The 16,671-nt window shown below is 38.1% G+C and carries 16 protein-coding genes and 1 other RNA gene; all 17 read right to left on the bottom strand.

The window, feature by feature from the left end; genetic code table 11:
• Nucleotides 1-222: 222 nt before the first annotated feature.
• The 17 genes from B9O19_RS07065 to ylxM all read right to left on the bottom strand — a co-directional run bounded on the left by B9O19_RS07065 (nucleotide 223) and on the right by ylxM (nucleotide 16,508).
• The gene (locus B9O19_RS07065; RefSeq protein ID WP_102365758.1) at nucleotides 223-570 is read right to left on the bottom strand and encodes a YbaB/EbfC family nucleoid-associated protein; all 348 of its coding nucleotides are present in this window, start codon (nucleotides 568-570) and stop codon (nucleotides 223-225) included.
• A gap of 2 nt (nucleotides 571-572) precedes the next feature.
• Nucleotides 573-2,225: a DNA polymerase III subunit gamma/tau gene (gene dnaX / locus B9O19_RS07060; RefSeq protein ID WP_154058633.1), complete on the bottom strand. Its 1,653-nt coding sequence runs from the start codon at nucleotides 2,223-2,225 to the stop codon at nucleotides 573-575.
• A 42-nt stretch (nucleotides 2,226-2,267) separates the two neighbouring features.
• An RNA gene (gene ffs, locus B9O19_RS07055) (signal recognition particle sRNA large type) lies at nucleotides 2,268-2,534 on the bottom strand.
• 1,324 nt (nucleotides 2,535-3,858) lie between these two features.
• Entirely contained in the window at nucleotides 3,859-4,665 is an 807-nt protein-coding gene (locus B9O19_RS07050; RefSeq protein ID WP_158648933.1) for a polysaccharide deacetylase family protein, read from the bottom strand.
• Between the two features lie 65 nt (nucleotides 4,666-4,730).
• A complete protein-coding gene (leuS, locus tag B9O19_RS07045; protein WP_102365756.1) occupies nucleotides 4,731-7,208 on the bottom strand; it encodes a leucine--tRNA ligase in 2,478 nt (825 codons plus the stop codon).
• A 52-nt stretch (nucleotides 7,209-7,260) separates the two neighbouring features.
• Nucleotides 7,261-7,617 (bottom strand): ribosome silencing factor, encoded by a 357-nt coding sequence (gene rsfS / locus B9O19_RS07040; protein ID WP_102365755.1) that lies wholly within the window; start codon nucleotides 7,615-7,617, stop codon nucleotides 7,261-7,263.
• Nucleotides 7,618-7,652: 35 nt separating this feature from the next.
• Nucleotides 7,653-8,507, bottom strand: a complete 855-nt coding sequence (locus B9O19_RS07035; RefSeq protein ID WP_102365754.1) for an LCP family protein — start codon at nucleotides 8,505-8,507, stop codon at nucleotides 7,653-7,655.
• A 34-nt stretch (nucleotides 8,508-8,541) separates the two neighbouring features.
• Complete coding sequence (gene yqeK, locus B9O19_RS07030) at nucleotides 8,542-9,120, bottom strand: bis(5'-nucleosyl)-tetraphosphatase (symmetrical) YqeK (RefSeq protein WP_207655123.1); 579 nt, start codon at nucleotides 9,118-9,120, stop codon at nucleotides 8,542-8,544.
• 20 nt (nucleotides 9,121-9,140) lie between these two features.
• Nucleotides 9,141-9,761: a nicotinate-nucleotide adenylyltransferase gene (nadD, locus tag B9O19_RS07025; protein WP_102365753.1), complete on the bottom strand. Its 621-nt coding sequence runs from the start codon at nucleotides 9,759-9,761 to the stop codon at nucleotides 9,141-9,143.
• A gap of 6 nt (nucleotides 9,762-9,767) precedes the next feature.
• Complete coding sequence (locus tag B9O19_RS07020; protein WP_102365752.1) at nucleotides 9,768-12,170, bottom strand: zinc ribbon domain-containing protein; 2,403 nt, start codon at nucleotides 12,168-12,170, stop codon at nucleotides 9,768-9,770.
• A gap of 219 nt (nucleotides 12,171-12,389) precedes the next feature.
• Nucleotides 12,390-13,130 carry a tRNA (guanosine(37)-N1)-methyltransferase TrmD gene (gene trmD, locus B9O19_RS07015; RefSeq protein ID WP_102365751.1) on the bottom strand — a complete coding sequence of 247 codons (741 nt, stop codon included), beginning with the start codon at nucleotides 13,128-13,130 and terminating at the stop codon, nucleotides 12,390-12,392.
• A gap of 50 nt (nucleotides 13,131-13,180) precedes the next feature.
• Nucleotides 13,181-13,687, bottom strand: coding sequence for a ribosome maturation factor RimM (gene rimM, locus B9O19_RS07010; protein ID WP_102365750.1), 507 nt, complete (start codon nucleotides 13,685-13,687; stop codon nucleotides 13,181-13,183).
• A 1-nt stretch (nucleotide 13,688) separates the two neighbouring features.
• Nucleotides 13,689-14,042 (bottom strand): MGMT family protein, encoded by a 354-nt coding sequence (locus B9O19_RS07005; RefSeq protein ID WP_102365749.1) that lies wholly within the window; start codon nucleotides 14,040-14,042, stop codon nucleotides 13,689-13,691.
• A gap of 73 nt (nucleotides 14,043-14,115) precedes the next feature.
• Nucleotides 14,116-14,343, bottom strand: a complete 228-nt coding sequence (locus B9O19_RS07000) for a KH domain-containing protein (protein WP_102365748.1) — start codon at nucleotides 14,341-14,343, stop codon at nucleotides 14,116-14,118.
• Between the two features lie 34 nt (nucleotides 14,344-14,377).
• Complete coding sequence (gene rpsP / locus B9O19_RS06995; protein WP_102365747.1) at nucleotides 14,378-14,623, bottom strand: 30S ribosomal protein S16; 246 nt, start codon at nucleotides 14,621-14,623, stop codon at nucleotides 14,378-14,380.
• 84 nt (nucleotides 14,624-14,707) lie between these two features.
• Complete coding sequence (gene ffh / locus B9O19_RS06990) at nucleotides 14,708-16,087, bottom strand: signal recognition particle protein (protein ID WP_102365746.1); 1,380 nt, start codon at nucleotides 16,085-16,087, stop codon at nucleotides 14,708-14,710.
• 46 nt (nucleotides 16,088-16,133) lie between these two features.
• Nucleotides 16,134-16,508: a YlxM family DNA-binding protein gene (gene ylxM, locus B9O19_RS06985; protein ID WP_102365745.1), complete on the bottom strand. Its 375-nt coding sequence runs from the start codon at nucleotides 16,506-16,508 to the stop codon at nucleotides 16,134-16,136.
• Nucleotides 16,509-16,671: the final 163 nt, after the last annotated feature.

Here is a 16,671-nt window from a genome sequence, read left to right as displayed (position 1 = left end):
ATGATAAACCTTTAAACTCAGAATTAATTCTGAATATAAATTTACCATTGCAAACTATTCTAACATAACAAACAGAAGTTTTCAACCGCCATTTTAAAAATCTTCTACATTACAATATATTTCGACAACATTCGATTTGTGAATAAATATACAAAATTAATAGATTAAAATAAAAAGCCCCCGAAATATAAAACGTCGGGGGATAAGTATTATTATAAAATATTACATAAGTCCGGGAATATTTATTCCTCCGGTCAGGCTGTTCATTTGCGTCTCGCTGTCCTTATCAGCCTTTCTCATAGCCTCGTTCACAGCCGCAACTATCAAATCCTGCAGCATCTCTATATCATCAGGGTCTACAGCTTCCTCCTTGAGAATAATCTCCTGAAGTTCTTTCTTTCCGTTAACTGTTGCAGAAACGGCTCCGCCGCCGACCTCAGCAGAAAAAGTTTTTGTTTCCATCTCTTCCTGCATCTTTGCCATCTGCTCCTGCATCTTCTGAGCCTGCTTTATCATCTGGTTCATATTGCCCATTCCGCCGCCCATTCCTCTTGGAAATCCTTTTGCCATCGTTATTGTTCTCCTTTCACCTTTATTATATCTCCAAACTGCTCTTTCTTGTTCACTATATCCATTATCGAAGCCTGACTCCCGGATTGCTCCTTCTTTGAATGTTCACCTTTCATAAACACTCTGGCGCGCAAATTTGTTCCTGCTACCTTCGAAAACAACTCAGAAAGATAATCTATACCGTTAGCCGTTGCAACTGAATCATATGCTGATTTCAGCCCTACTTCAATATCGACCGTATCACCGTTCAATGTGACTTCCGCCTTATACAGATACATATACAATCTCTTGCTGCTTTGCTTTATCGCTTCCAGCGCCTCAGGCCACATATCCCAGGCCATATTATTAATTTCAGTCGAAGTAGCAGATTTGGGTTCTTCCTTTTTTTGTGATGAATCTATATCTTTATTTTCAGACTGAACGTTCCATGGCGGTGCGTCAGGATTTTTATCATGATGTACTGCTTCAGATTTAATTTCAGGAAGCTGAACTGCCGCAGCTCCTCTTCCAACCAATTGCTCAAGCTTTTCAATCCGCGCATTAAGCGCATCAACCTCAGAACTATATTTAGGTTTACAGAATTTTATCAAAGCAACTTCTGCCGCAATCCTAGGAATAGCCATAGACTTTGCCCTGCCGTGATATTCATTAAGAACAGTTATTCCATAAATCAACTGCGTTGCAGTAAGTTTTTCAGCCTGAGATTTGTATTTTTCAATCGCCTCCGGCGACTTTTCAAGCACCTTTTCCGGTTTTTCACACTCATTACAGAGCAGTACAGAACGAAGATGTTCTATATAATCCTCAAAGAATGTCAGAACATCCTTACCCATATTCAAAAGTCCGTCCAGTTTCGCAATAGCTCCGCTGACATTATTTGAAATAACATCCTCAGTTATATCAAACAAAACTCTCTCGTCAACTATTCCTACTATTTCAGAAACATTTTCACGCCGCAGCTCTTCACCAAAAGCAGAACATCTGTCTAAAACGCTTAGCGCGTCTCTCATTGAACCGTCGCCGATTTCCGCAATAAGTTCAAGCGCGTCTTCCGTAGCATTTATCCCCTCGGCAGCCGCTACTTTTTTTAATCTCCCGGCAATATCATCAACGCCGATTCTTTTAAAATCGTATCTCTGACACCTGGATAAAATTGTCTGCGGTATTTTCTGAGGTTCAGTCGTCGCTAAAATAAACAGTGCGTGTTCAGGAGGCTCCTCAAGAGTTTTAAGAAGAGCATTAAACGCCTGTATCGTAAGCATATGGACCTCATCTATTATATATACCTTATACTTACATCCGGCCGGCGTATAAATCACCTCTTCACGCAGGTTACGTATAGCGTCAACACCGTTATTGCTGGCAGCGTCCATCTCATAAACGTCCATAATTCTGCCGTCGATAATACCCTTGCAAGTATCACACACATTACAGGGTTCTCCGTCTTTAGGATTTTCACAGTTTACAGCTCTGGAGAATATTTTCGCTGTTGTTGTTTTTCCCGTGCCTCTAGTGCCGCAAAACAAGTAGGCATGCCCGATTTTTTCAGAAGCAAGCTCATGTTTCAGCGTTTCCGTAATATGATTCTGTCCTACAACGTCGTCAAACGTCATAGGTCTCCATTTTCTATATAAAGCCTGGTATTTTTCGGACACCTGTCCTTCACCTCTTTTAAAAAGCACAGATAAATAAAAAAGCCATGTGCTTGCATTCGAAATAGCTTTACAAGCGTTACTCCCACAGTTAGCTCAAGTTTGGCACCCTTACGGCACATCAGAATGACTGCTTATCGCTGCTGCGTTCCCGCCCTGACGAGGTTCACAGGTTCCAATTGCGTAAGACCAAACCGTCAACACCACTTATGCGAGGCAGACCAAACAAAGATATCCCTCATGGCAAGTTTTCATCCCCTCTACAGCGGATTGAGGGTTACAAGGCACCGCTAAAGCCCCGATTTAACATGACTTAAATATTTTAACATAATTTATGTTTTAGGTCAATAGTTTTTACTTATTTATTTTCTACATTTTGCTTTGCAAAATATATGTTATTTATAACATCCTTTCTAAACAACTGATTATTTTATCTATTATACAGTAATATCATCTTTATATATAAAATACTAAGTTAATAGTTGATTTTATAATTACAAAAGAATATAATAAAAATATATAATTCCCCCTTTTTAAGACGTTTTTCGTCAGCAAAGTCCTCCGTTTCTAATTAAACGGAGGACTTTTGTTAAATATTATAAATTTATATAATTATTTTTATCTTATAATTTATCAAATAAATAATACACATTTACGGCTTTTCCTCATAGAATACATTGAGCGGCGAAAATAGTCGTCTTGTGACGAAAAGTTTTCTGCTGCTCATAATAAAAGGAGAACCAGATTATTTTGAGCTACAGCGGAGATTTATTAACCTATTCAACATCAAGTGTTTGTATGTTGGTTATTGTTAAGTCTTTGTGTTGAAACAGCGTCGCCTAAATCCGATTATACCGCCGATGTCAGATTTAGGTATATTCAATTTGTATTAGACCAATATTTTTTGAAAGCAGCAAATTTATCCCAATAACCTCAAAAATAAATTTTTATCTTTAAAAATCCCAGAAATTAAAGAAAAGATTTTTTGGTCAAGTAATATTTAATTGAATCATTATACGCTGCTGATACCTTTGCAAAGCTGTTTATGTGCAGCCATATATTTATAACGTTAAAACAAATTTATGTATGGCAATATCATAGATAAGCTTTAATAACAAAAAGTCTGCCTCAGCAATCACTAATTTATTGAATTAATAAACAGTTCTGTGTTTTACAAGTTATGCAAATTTCTGCAAACGGTTTACAACAGTCTTTGGGCGTAGTCTGATTTATAAGCAATCTGTAAATCACCATGCAGCAGCAGTCAGAAACTGTAACCGCAAAACTTCCGCTTAAGCTTTAAATAACAATTAATGTTCAAGAAAACACAACACCTTGAAACACCAGTATTCGGAGAAAATTTGATCTGTATTTTTGACTGCGTCAATATTTAACCCGTTTATTGTTGACAAACAGATCAAAATGATATATTATTTAAGATAAGTGCAAAGGCGCTCACCTAAATCGGTGAGTGCTTTTGTTTTTTAATCACTCGCAGACTTATTTCCTAAGCCTTGATAAGACTAAAGTATATAATTAACATACTTTTTCATTTACATAAACAATTCCAATGTATCTGCAAGCGGAATATTTTAATATAAATAATGCAGAGACCGCTATAGTCTCTGCATTATAGTTATCCAAAAATCTTATGCTTTAATTTAAACATCTCTCTGATAAGGCGTCTTTGTGAATAGGTGCGAAGCGCCATAGAAAACGATTCCAAAGTAGTATTTCTATACACGCCGCCTCTTGATATTTCATAATGATTATCTTTTGAATATTCATTTGTGTCTATCGCATATGCGTATGTAAAATACCTTTGAACTTCATTCAAGACCTTATCGTTAAAGTAACCTCCTGGATACGAAATAGTTGTGACATTTTTACCGGTTATCTTAGCTAAAGCCGCGCACGACTCTCTGAATTCCTGATCCATATGACTTTTATCTTCATTGGATAAATCCACATGATGAGCCGTATGGCTCTGTATGCTTACAAGACCGCTGCCAACCATTTCTTTCAGCTGTCCTTCCGAAAGATATCCTTTAGTTCCGACATATGAGGAAACAACAAATATTGTTGCTTTCATATGGTACTTTTTCAAAAGCGGAAACAATTCAATATAATTATCCTCATACCCATCGTCAAATGTAAGTATAACAGGCTTATAAGTGCTGTAAGCCTGTTCATACTCGTCAGCAAACAAAGTCGTATAACCATTGTCGCTAAGGTATTTAAACTGTTCCTCTATCTGAGCCGGACGGCAATATAAATTTTCATCTCCGCCCCTGGGTTCATCCGCCACACAATGGTACATAAATACCGGAATCCCGGGTTCAGTCCAATAAGGAACTAAAAATGCAGCTAAAACAGCTATAATAACTATTATAATAATGGTGTTTCTTCGTCTTCTGTTTATTCTTGATCTAACTCTGTTCATAACAACCATTCACCCAAATATGTTTATAGTCTGCTCTTCCCGCCGCTTTTGCAAAACTCCAGTTTTTATCCTTTAACAACAATATTTATCAGCTTTTTAGGAACAGCGATACACTTTACTATTTCTTTTCCGTCTATAAGCTCCTGTATTTTTTCGCTTTCCAAAGCTAGCTCTTTCATTTCATCAGGGCTCATATCAGGATTGATTTTCAGTTTATCTCTTATCTTTCCGTTAATTTGAAGAACAATCTCAATCTCATCTACAACTAAAGCGTTATCATCATATTTCAGCCAGTTTTCGCTTGTTATATCTGTTTCTTTTCCCATAAGCTCCCAAAGCTCCGATGAAATATGAGGAACAAAAGGACAAAGCAATATAACTAACGATTCCAAAGCTTCAGTTATAACCGACTTGTTATAGTTTTCCTTGTTCACCTTTTCCTTATAGACATAAAGCGCGTTTACCATTTCCATAACAGAACTTATTGCTGTATTAAAACTGAATCTCTCACAATCAGCAGTAACTTTCTTAATTGTAGTGTGAACCGCAAGCCTTAACTTTTTATCGTCATCATTCAAATCAGACATATCAGAGGTATCACTGATAACATAACATTTTAAATCTTCAACAGCTCTCCAAACTCTGTTAAGGAATCTATAAGCCCCTTCAACAGCAGTGTCATTCCAGTCTAAATCCCTCTCGGGAGGAGCAGCGAATAATATAAACAGTCTCGCTGTATCAGCTCCGTACTTCTCTATTATTTCTTCAGGACTTACTACATTGCCAAGTGATTTTGACATCTTAGTTCCGTCCTTTAATACCATTCCCTGCGTCAGTAAATTTTCAAACGGTTCTTCACAGCTCAAATATCCAAAATCATGAAGCGCCTTTGTAAAAAATCTTGAATACAGCAAGTGAAGAATCGCATGTTCAACTCCTCCTATATATTGGTCAACATTCATCCAATAATCAGTCTTTTCTTTATCAAAAGGCATCTTATCATTATGAGGGTCACAATATCTCAAATAATACCAGGAAGAGCATACAAACGTATCCATTGTATCCGTCTCACGTTTTGCAGGGCCTCCGCATTTAGGACAGGTTGTATTTACAAACTCATCACACTCGCTTAGCGGTGACTTTCCCTGACCGGTAAACTCCACGTTCTCAGGCAAAATCACCGGCAGCTGTTCTTCGGGCACTAACACTTCGCCGCACTTTTCACAATAAACCACAGGAATTGGAGCTCCCCAATATCTCTGTCTTGAGATTAGCCAATCTCTGAGCCTAAAGTTTACTTTTTTCTCTCCTATACCCTTTTCATCTATATATTTAATTATAGAATCAAGCGCCTCTTTGCTGTCCATGCCATTAAACTGACCTGAATTTTCCATTATACCCTCAGCCGCAAACGCTTCGGTCATATCTTCAGACTTCATATTTTGGCCTTTTGGCTGAATAACAATTTTTATAGGTAAGTTATATTTCTTAGCAAAATCAAAATCACGCTGGTCATGCGCCGGAACTCCCATTACTATACCAGTTCCATAATCCAAAAACACATAGTTAGCCAAATACAGAGGTATTTTTTCACCTGTGAATGGATGAATCAAATATGTTCCGGTGAACACGCCTTCTTTTTCTGTATCTGTCGCCGAGCGGACAATTTCACTTTGATTCTGAACCTTTTTTATAAACTCCCTGCATTCCGCTTCGGTTTCGCTTCCTTTTATCAGTTCACCAACAACCGGATGTTCAGGAGCAATAACCATATAACTAACGCCAAAAATTGTATCGGGTCTCGTGGTGTATACAGTGAGTTCCTTATCCATTCCGTCTATCTTAAATCTTATCTCCGCTCCTTCGCTTCTGCCGATCCAGTTAGTCTGCATGGATTTAACCTTATCAGGCCATCCGCCGAGCTTATCAATATCATCCAAAAGCCTCTGAGCATAATCTGTTATTTTAAAGAACCACTGTTCCAAATCCTTTTTCCCAACTTCACTTTTACAGCGTTCACACTTGCCGTTAACAACCTGCTCATTAGCCAGCACTGTTTTGCATGAAGGACACCAGTTTACATATGATTTCTTTTTGTAAGCCAAATTATGCTTATATAACTGTTCAAACATCCATTGAGTAAATTTGTAATAATCAGGCTTAGCCGTAGCAACCTCGCGGTCCCAATCATAACTGAATCCCAGCCGTTTCAGCTGTCCGCGCATATTATCGATATTCGACCAAGTCCACTCAGCGGGATCAAGTCCGTTTTTAATTGCGGCATTTTCAGCAGGCAGACCAAAAGAATCCCAGCCCATCGGATGCAGAACATTATACCCCTGCATCTTCTTATACCTTGCCACAACATCTCCTATTGAATAATTTCTGACATGGCCCATATGAAGGTTGCCTGACGGATAAGGAAACATCTCAAGCGCATAATATTTTGGCTTTCCGTTATCATCCTCATTTATTTTAAATGCTCCGTTGTCTTCCCACTTTTTCTGCCATTTTTCTTCAATATTCTTAAAATCGTACCTCAATCCTATTCATTCCTTCCTGATTACTGTTATTAACGTTTAAATATTTCTGTTTTTACACCAGCAGATCTGAAACGTCGACCCTTATTCCATCTTTCCAAACACGTTCCAATCCGTAAAATTCTCTTGTCTCCCCAAGAAAAATATGAACTACAACTTCATCATACGCCAAAAGAATCCACTGCGCCGTCTTATATCCTTCTTTATTAACAGGTGTAAGACCTTCCTTTTCAAGCTCCTCTTCAACATTGTCGCACAAAGCCTTTACCTGGGTATCAGAACCTCCGGTAACAATTATAAAATAATCTGTCATTGTTGTAAGTTCAGATATATTTAATACTTCAATATCTCTTCCTTTTTTACCGTCAAGTATTTTTACAATTTTATTCACTGTCTCATTAGTACTTGCCATATTTTTTATCCTTTCTTAATACAAACTTAAATTTATTATCTAAAATTTTCACTTATCATTGCTTTAGCTTCTCTTTCGCTCACAACAAAATATGAGATGTTACTGATATATTTAGAATCTCCGGGAAGCTGATATATATTAACATTATTCTTTCCAATAGTAAACATATCAAACATAAGTTCCCTAACCTCGGCATTGTTTAAGTCTGTAGTGGTGTTTTTCATAACAGCACTGTATAAAAACGGTGCTTTTAATATTCCAATCGGGCTCAAAGCTTTTTTCATGACCGCAGAATAAAACTCTTTCTGCGCTTTATTTCTATCAAGATCTCCCATAGGATATCCTGTTCCGTCGTCATTCTTTCTGAATCTCATAAACATCATAGCATGCTCGCCGTCTAGCTTTTGTTTTCCTGCTTTAAGCTCGATGCTAAGCCCCTGAATCGGGTCATGATAATTCATGTCTATAGGAACTTCTACAGTAACGCCGCCCAAAGCGTCAACAATCTCTTTAAAGGCGTCAAAAGTAATGGTTGCAAAGAAGTCCGCATGCAGTCCGGTAACGCTTTCAACTTCTTTTTTCAAAGTCTCTATCCCCGAAAAGTAAGCGGAATTTATCTTTTTATCATTTCTCTTATTATTAACTTTAGTATCACGCGGTATTTGCAGAACACTCACTTTTTTATCAATATTATTCACTTGAACAAATAAAATGAGGTCCGTTCTGTAACCGTCCACATCGACGCCCGCCACAATAATGTTTGTAACCTCTGTAAGTCTTGACTCAGCGTTATCGCCAAAGAACATTTTACCGAAATTAAAACCCACAAACGCAAATACAATCACCAACACAACAGCCATCATGCGGCGAAACGGTGATTTTCTTCTCATAATACCGACTTCTCCTTTGTCTATACACGCACTCTTATCTCTGGCTGCGCTTGATTATTAAATCGTTTCTTGCATGAACAGTGTCAGGATGAATTATAAGACCTCTTTTGATTAAATCTAAAATAGTTTCATCTATACCGGCTATTATGGCCTCGTCTATATTTTCATAAGCTAAGCGCCGCAGTTTTTCGACACCTTCAAAGTCTCTGTTTGGCTCTATGTAATCAGCTATATAAATTATCTTGGCAAGGGTGCTCATATTTCCCTTGCCAGTTGTATGATACTTAATAGCGTCTAAAATTTCCGGATCATAAATTTCAAACTTCCTCTGCGCCTCGCATGCTCCCAATGGTCCATGCAGAATTTTGGGCATAAGACGCGACATAGAATCAACCGGCACACCGTATTCAGTTTTAAGAATTCCCTCCATCTCTTCCGGCGGAAACTCTTTGGCACAATCATGAACCAGTCCTGCCAAATACGCCTTTGATTGGTCTGCGCCATATCTCCGAGCCAATTTTTCAGCTTCTTCCGCCACACCCAAAGAATGGACATAACGTCTCTCACTGAGGATTTTTTTTAATTCACTTTTTATCCCGTCGATTTCTAACAAACCGGCACACCTCCGTAGAATTAATTCTTACACGCTTGATAAAGCCCTTTATTTAAAATATATTCTATAATACTGTCATCCGTAAAATATCTGATAGATTTCCCTTCTTTCACTCTTTCCCGGAGCATACTTGAAGATACGTCTATAAACGGCACATCTATTCTTATAATATCAGCTGAATACATGTTTCTCAAAATATTAATCTTTTCATTCATGTTTTCGTCAGTAAATCCTGTCCGGCCGGCAACAGCTACCGTACACTGTTCAAAAATCTTCTCAGGCTTATACCACTTTTCGATATAATCAAGAGAATCAGCACCTATAATAAAATATATCTCATACTCATTATTCGGATAAATTTTTCGAAGTTTTGCGAGAGTATTAGCCGTATATGTCGTCTCGTCCTGCGTTATCTCTATATCAGACAAATCAAACATCGGATTTTTTGAAACAACCTTATCCAGCATATTATATCTGTCCCAGCCTCCGGCCGATTTATCAGTATTTTTATAAACTATTCTGCCGGTAGGTATAAACAATACTCTGCATAAATCCAGCTGTTCGGCCGCCTGTTCTGCAATAACAAAATGACCCAAATGGGGCGGATTGAATGTTCCGCCCATTATTCCGATTTTTTTCATAATAATTTAATATAATACCACCTTGGTAACATCCTTGTCAATAGACTTTGACTTTTTACCGTCTTCTCTGGTAAAGAACAACTCAAAGTTTGAACCGTTGTCTTGTTTATTATAATACACTATCTCACCATTATTTTTGAGGCCATATGAACTTACGCCTTTAACAACATCAACAGTTTTTCCTTTATTGTCAACACAATAAACGTCTCCTGTTCTGGTTTCTAAACTATAATTTTTAGCATATACAATATATGAACCTGTTTTATCAAAAGAAAATGCTCCTGCGCCAACCTCCTGCGCCAAAACCTTCGATTGTTCGCCTGTATATGCGTTCAGTGTTACCAAATTCCATTTTATATCATAATTATCAGCATATCTGATTGTCTGTCCGTCAGGTGTTATATTGCATGAATAAGCAGTGTCGCTGATTTTTTTATCTGAACCAACCACTCCGTTAGTTATTGAAACAACAAACAATGCTCCGCTCTCATTAGCAAGATCATATCCCTGAATAAACCCGGCCTTAGTAAAGTCGTCATTTATTTCAAACTGTGATACCTTTTTATGGTCCTCATCATCAAGCACAGTCACATTTTCAGCTATCAGCTGACCTTCTGTCCCGGCTTGGTTTGCATAAAAATAATCAAAAGCCGTTCCCTCAGCGTTTGCCTTTCTGAAAACTACAGCCTGTTCATCCTTGCTCATCTTTATTATCTCTGTAAGTCCGCCGGCAATTTTTTCTTTCTCGCCATTTTCAAGACTTGCATAATACAGGCTCTGATAATACTCCTCATACGTTCCGCCTATATACATGCCCTCTGAATTTTTCAGGAAAACAGGTTCTATTCTGGAACCGTCTGTGACCATAACAGGTTCACCTAAGTTATCATTTTTAAGATATATTTCAAAGCACTCGTTTTCAGTGTTATAGTTTTTAGCATATACCACTGACTTTCCTGTTGGATTTGTTCCAAATATCTTGTATACATCAGACTCTATTTTTTTAGCCTCAGCAACCTCGCCTTTTGTTATTTCTGCAAGGTATAAATCGCCTACAAAATACTCGCCGTTATATTCTGTTATATATAAGGCACTGTTTCCGTTCTGTCCGAATCGGAAATTTCCAATATTCACATTATCAGAAAGCTTTACAGCCTTTTTAGAGATATTAGACCAAAAATTAAGAGTTCCTCCGGCACCAAATTCATCAGTATCCGTCAAATATAAAACTCCGCTTCCGTCTTCAGCAATCTCAATATCATAATATACGTTATCCGCAATCTTAACTGTAGAATTTTTTTTGCCGTTCTGAGTATACTGCAATGAACCTGTATTATTGTTTAAATCAGCATTATCCAGGAAATAAGACAAAGTTCCGTCAGCAGTATAATTTATAAGCTCTTTTTCTTTTATGGGTTCAAACTGTGGTGCCGGCGTGGGAGTTTCTTCCTCGTCATCGTATCTGTTTCTATTTGGAGTTGTTGTCGGTTCAGTCTGTTCCGTATATTCGCTGGCGATGAAATTCTGACTGACCTCTACTGATTTGCCGCCATAATAGGAATAAAGAGAGTTATCCTTAGCATACACCGTTGGCGTTGCCGGAATACCCGCAGTAACTTTAGACGCCATATTTACAGAAGCTATAACAACCGCTATAACAAGAACCGCAACAATAACGCCGGCTATCAAACCGGTTTTAGGCGATACCTTAAAGTTTTTTGAACGCTTGCCGCTCCTTTTCGGGCGCTTTTCTGCTGCATCAGACTTATCGGCAGATCCGCTTACAGTTGAAATATCAGAAGAACTCTGTACTCTTTCAATCTTTCTCTCTGCGGCACCGGCAGCTTTATGGCTTCTTTGACCGAATGGAGCAGAAGAATCAGAACGCTCACCGGTTTCAACTGTTTCTTTAACAGTCTTATTTTCTTTATCCTGACCGGAGAATGAGGAAAAAATACCGCCGCTTCTTTTTGCCTGCTTTTTTTCGCGTCTTTCTTTTCTTGCCAATCTTGCCGCTTCTAACGCCTTGATTTTCTCGTCGTCTGTCATATTAGCAAAACTGTCGTCATATCTTGCTTCCCTTTTCTTTTTCAAAGATTCATCAATTTCATAATCAGCGTCTCCAACATTTGACTGATTACTTTCAAACATCAGAGAATACTGTCTGTCAAACTCATTATCCTCTGTACCGGAAGGAGCTTGTTCTGAAGTATTAATCTTGCCTGACGAAGTTAACTTCTGATTGGAATTGGAATTTGTATTTTTCTTTCCGGCAGACGCACTCTTATTTTTATCAGTTGTGTTAACATTTTTATTCTGCGGAACGGTGTTTTGGGGGGCAGCGGCATTGCACTTGGGACAGGTTTTCGCTCCCGCCGGAATGTCAGCGCCACACTTTTCACACTTCATTGATAACTCAACCACCTTTCTGGGTCATTTATATACTGTTTTCAAACATACTTATTACAATTATAATTAAATATAATTTTACCACATTATAAGACAAAAAACAACTGTTTTATAAAAATTTTATCATTATTACAAAAAATGGCTTTCAGTTTTAACAGTACAGAAAAAAACACCTCATTTAAGTATTCCTCAAATAAGGCGTTTAAATTATTAAAATTGCTATTTATTTTCTAATTTTAATTTTTTTACGAATTCTTGTTCTTCTTCTGTCAAACGAGCTTTGTTAAGCATGCTCTTGCGCTTTTTAAAAGTATTTTCTATAGACATCTTTCTTTTCCAATTCTCAATATTTTTGTGATGCCCGCTTAGTAATATATCAGGAACCTTCTCATTATGCCAAACTTCAGGTCTTGTATACTGCGGATACTCCAGCAATCCGCTATAGTGAGATTCGTCCGAAAAAGCCTCCTCAGATTTTAAAACTCCGGGTATCAGACGCGCAACGGCGTCTACCACGGCCATCGCCGCAATTTCTCCCCCGGTCAGAACAAAATCCCCAATAGAAATTTCTTCATCTATTATCTCATCAATAAGTCTCTGGTCCACCCCTTCATAATGTCCGCAAAGTATAACAACATGGTCATACTTTTTTGCCATACGTTTTGCTGTGGATTGTCTGAAAGTTCTTCCCTGCGGAGACATATAAACAGTATAAGGTTTATAATTTAAATCTTCAGTCACGCTTTCATACGCCTTAAAAATAGGCTCAGCCTGCATTACCATGCCCTGTCCGCCGCCATAAGGATAATCGTCCACGCTCCTGTGTTTATTAAATGCAAAATCCCTTATCTGTATATAATTTAATTCAAGCAAACCTTTTTCCTTAGCCCGGCCTATTATACTTTTATCCAATACGGCTTCAAACATTTCCGGAAAAAGCGTTAATATATCAAACTTCATAACTGAAAAATCCCCGCTTCCTTTTCAAAACTTATACAAGAAATAAATTCCTAGTCATCAATCAAACCTTTAGGCAGCTTGACTACTATATATCCTCCGTCTATATTTGTCTCAAGAACCACTCCTTCAATAACCGGAATAAGCACCGGCTTTTTGTTGAATGTATCTTTTAAGGAATACACATCATTACTTCCTGTCTTAATTATTTCGTCGACAACGCCCAAAATTCTGCCGTTCTGTTCCTTTACAGTGAGCCCTTCAATATCGGCAATATAGTATCTCCCCTCAGGCAGTTCCAAAGCATCTCTGTTTATATATACTATTTTATTTTTAAATCTTTCAGCATCATCAATGTTGTTCACATTTTCCAGCTGAACGATTTGGCATGTTTTATGAAAACGGTTACGCACAATATTATATTTTTCCCCTTCTATAAATAAATACTCCAGCTCGTCAAATAACTCGGGTTCATCACACCAAGGCTGTATTTTTACCTCTCCCCTAATACCATGCGTATTAACAATTTTTCCTATCTCCAGCAAATCATCTTTCATCATTTTACTCCTCTGTAATATCGCTTGATTTTTCAATTTTAACTGTATTCACATTTCCATCCCACAGACATTTATCTAAATCCACTCTTCCATCATCTGTAAATATTACTCCGTCAAGTTCCAGCATCATTCTCTGATGATCCTCGCCTCCAAAGGCAAATGCCTTAGACGTGCATCCGTTTCTGTTCACCACTCTGAAACACGGTATTTCGTCAGGTTCAGGATTGACATGCAGAGCATAACCCACAACTCTTGCAAGACGGGGATTTCCTGCCAAAGACGCTATCTGTCCGTAAGTTGCAACCTTGCCGCCGGGAATTTGTTTTACTATCTCATATATTCTTTCGAATGTGTTCATATTTGCCACCTCTTGTCAGACGCAAAATATCCAATACGTTAAAAGGCTATCTCAAAACGAGATAACCTTTAGACTATAAAATGTCCACAACAACTTTTTTATTCTCGCGGCTGCCCGCACTCTTTATAACAGTTCTTATAGCCTTAGCAATTCTTCCCTGCTTTCCTATAACCTTACCCATATCGCTTTCAGCGACATGGAGCTTCAGAACTGTAAGGTTTTCTTTCTCGACAACCTCAACCTGAACAGACTCAGGGTCAGTAACCATTGACTTAGCTATAAATTCCAACAGTTCTTTCATTTTTTCATCCTCCCGCAAGGGAAACTATTTAAAATTAGTCGATAATACCCTTGTTCTTTAAAAGTCTCTTAACTGTATCAGTTGGCTGAGCGCCGTTTCCAATCCACTTCTGTACCTTTTCTGCGTCAAACTCAACAGCGGCCGGCTCTACCATAGGATTATATGTTCCTACCTGCTCAATAAACCTTCCGTCTCTAGGAAATCTTGAGTCTGCTACAACTACACGGTAAAAAGGTGCCTTCTTTGCTCCCATTCTCTTTAAACGAATCTTTACTGCCATTTTTTAAATCCTCCAAATTAATTCTTAATGTATATAAATTTTATTATTTTTCTATTGATTTATACTGCTGTAAAGCTCTGAAGCTTAAAACGGAAATCTGCCTTTGCCGCCCATTCCCGGGCCGCCCATCATTCCGCCGAGCCCTTTTCTTTTAAACTTTTTATTCATATTGCCGCCGGAAAGCTGTTTAACCATTTTCTGCATCTGCTCAAATTGTTTAAGCAATGCGTTTACCTCAACTATAGAAGTACCGCTTCCTTTTGCAATTCTCTCTTTTCTCGACGGAGTAAGCTTATCTTTAAGCTCTCTCTCCTCAGTCGTCATAGATGTTATAATTGCCTCTATATGAGCCATTTTTTTCTCATCAACACTTGCGTTTTTAAGAGCTTTTGCATTCACCCCGGGAATCATACCCAAAACGTTTTGAATAGGACCCATACTTTTCATTTGTTCCATTTGGTCAAGAAAATCCGAGAAAGTAAACTTTTGGGTCATCAGCTTCTTTTCGAGTTCTTCGGCTTTCTTTAAATCTAAAGCCTGTTCAGCCTTTTCAATAAGGCTGAGCATATCTCCCATGCCCAAAATTCTTGAAGCCATTCTATCCGGATAAAACTGTTCAAGGTCTGTGAGTTTCTCTCCCATACCGCAAAACTTGATAGGTTTCTGAGTTACAGCTCTTACAGATAATGCTGCACCGCCCCTGGTATCACCGTCAAGCTTAGTCAAAACAACGCCTGAAATTTCAAGCTCACTGTTAAACTTATCAGCAACGTTTACCGCGTCCTGTCCGGTCATAGCGTCAACTACCAAAAGAATTTCAGTAGGGCTTACTTCTCTGACAATCTCTTTCAATTCATCCATAAGCTGTTCGTCTATATGAAGACGTCCGGCAGTATCAATAATGAATACGTCGTTAGAATGCTGAACCGCATGTTCAAGACCGCGCTTAGCTATACCAACAGCATCGGTAACGCCCTCTTCAGCATAAACCGGAAGTTCCAGCTGACCGCCCACAACCTGGAGCTGCTTTACTGCCGCCGGACGATAAACGTCACACGCACACAGCAAAGGCCGCTTTCCCTGCTTCTTCAGCAGTCCGCCGAGTTTCGCCGCAGTAGTAGTCTTTCCGGCCCCCTGCAGACCTGCCATCATGATAATTGTGGGAGGTTTTGAAGCAATATTCAGCTTCTCAGCTTCACCGCCCATTAATTTTATCAATTCTTCATTTACTATTTTTATTACCTGCTGAGCCGGAGTTAATGATTCCATTACTTCCGCTCCGCCGGCACGCTCAGAAACATCCCTGACAAAGTCTTTTACAACCTTAAAGTTTACGTCAGCCTCAAGAAGCGCCAGCTTAACTTCACGCATTGCTGCCTTTAAATCTTTCTCAGATACTTTTCCTTTTCCCCTGAGCTTCTTAAATGTGTTCTGAAGTTTTTCAGATAAACTTTCAAATGCCATATATACACCTCAATAAATTCTCTAAAACCACCGAATTCACAAAAAACTATTCCGTCTCAATATTATTTATATCATGTATTATAATCAATATATCATTAATCTTATGTTTTATATCATCTGACAGAGATTTCACATTAGGAGAAGCTTCAATATCACGGATTATATCATCAATTTTCAACAAATCAGATTTTATTTTAAGAAATCTGGATGCAAGCCCAAGTCTATCCTCAGTATCAAACAAGGTGTTCTCCGCCCGTTTAATATTATCTCTGACGCCCTGGCGGGTTATCCCCATATGTTCGCTTATTTCAGCCAGCGATAAATCCTCGTTATAATATAAATCTATGCTCTCAGCCTGTCTTGAAGTGAGCATATTTCTATAAAAGTCAAACAATAATGCGACCTTAACATTTTTCTCCATAATACCTCAGTCCGCTCTCAGTCTATAAAACCTCTTGTAAAGCAAATTAGCTTTACAACTCTGATATTTTAACTTATTTTACTCCGCTTGTCAAGAGTATTTTTAAAGTTTGTAAAATATAACTAATTATAATAGTGTTAAACAAAAGGGGATGCAAAACACA

Source organism: Monoglobus pectinilyticus (assembly GCF_002874775.1).
In the GTDB taxonomy this organism is placed as follows: domain Bacteria; phylum Bacillota; class Clostridia; order Monoglobales; family Monoglobaceae; genus Monoglobus; species Monoglobus pectinilyticus.
Note: the sequence above shows the minus strand (reverse complement) of the source record. Positions and strands in the feature narration are given on the sequence as shown.

What these genes read in the sequence shown, in the direction of transcription:
- B9O19_RS07065 (WP_102365758.1), bottom strand. Translation starts at nt 570, where the DNA reads ATGGCAAAAGGATTTCCAAGAGGAATGGGCGGCGGAATGGGCAATATG.
- B9O19_RS07050 (WP_158648933.1), bottom strand. Translation starts at nt 4,665, where the DNA reads ATGAACAGAGTTAGATCAAGAATAAACAGAAGACGAAGAAACACCATT.
- rsfS (WP_102365755.1), bottom strand. Translation starts at nt 7,617, where the DNA reads ATGGCAAGTACTAATGAGACAGTGAATAAAATTGTAAAAATACTTGAC.
- B9O19_RS07035 (WP_102365754.1), bottom strand. Translation starts at nt 8,507, where the DNA reads ATGAGAAGAAAATCACCGTTTCGCCGCATGATGGCTGTTGTGTTGGTG.
- nadD (WP_102365753.1), bottom strand. Translation starts at nt 9,761, where the DNA reads ATGAAAAAAATCGGAATAATGGGCGGAACATTCAATCCGCCCCATTTG.
- B9O19_RS07020 (WP_102365752.1), bottom strand. Translation starts at nt 12,170, where the DNA reads ATGAAGTGTGAAAAGTGTGGCGCTGACATTCCGGCGGGAGCGAAAACC.
- trmD (WP_102365751.1), bottom strand. Translation starts at nt 13,130, where the DNA reads ATGAAGTTTGATATATTAACGCTTTTTCCGGAAATGTTTGAAGCCGTA.
- rimM (WP_102365750.1), bottom strand. Translation starts at nt 13,687, where the DNA reads ATGATGAAAGATGATTTGCTGGAGATAGGAAAAATTGTTAATACGCAT.
- B9O19_RS07005 (WP_102365749.1), bottom strand. Translation starts at nt 14,042, where the DNA reads ATGAACACATTCGAAAGAATATATGAGATAGTAAAACAAATTCCCGGC.
- B9O19_RS07000 (WP_102365748.1), bottom strand. Translation starts at nt 14,343, where the DNA reads ATGAAAGAACTGTTGGAATTTATAGCTAAGTCAATGGTTACTGACCCT.
- rpsP (WP_102365747.1), bottom strand. Translation starts at nt 14,623, where the DNA reads ATGGCAGTAAAGATTCGTTTAAAGAGAATGGGAGCAAAGAAGGCACCT.
- ffh (WP_102365746.1), bottom strand. Translation starts at nt 16,087, where the DNA reads ATGGCATTTGAAAGTTTATCTGAAAAACTTCAGAACACATTTAAGAAG.
- ylxM (WP_102365745.1), bottom strand. Translation starts at nt 16,508, where the DNA reads ATGGAGAAAAATGTTAAGGTCGCATTATTGTTTGACTTTTATAGAAAT.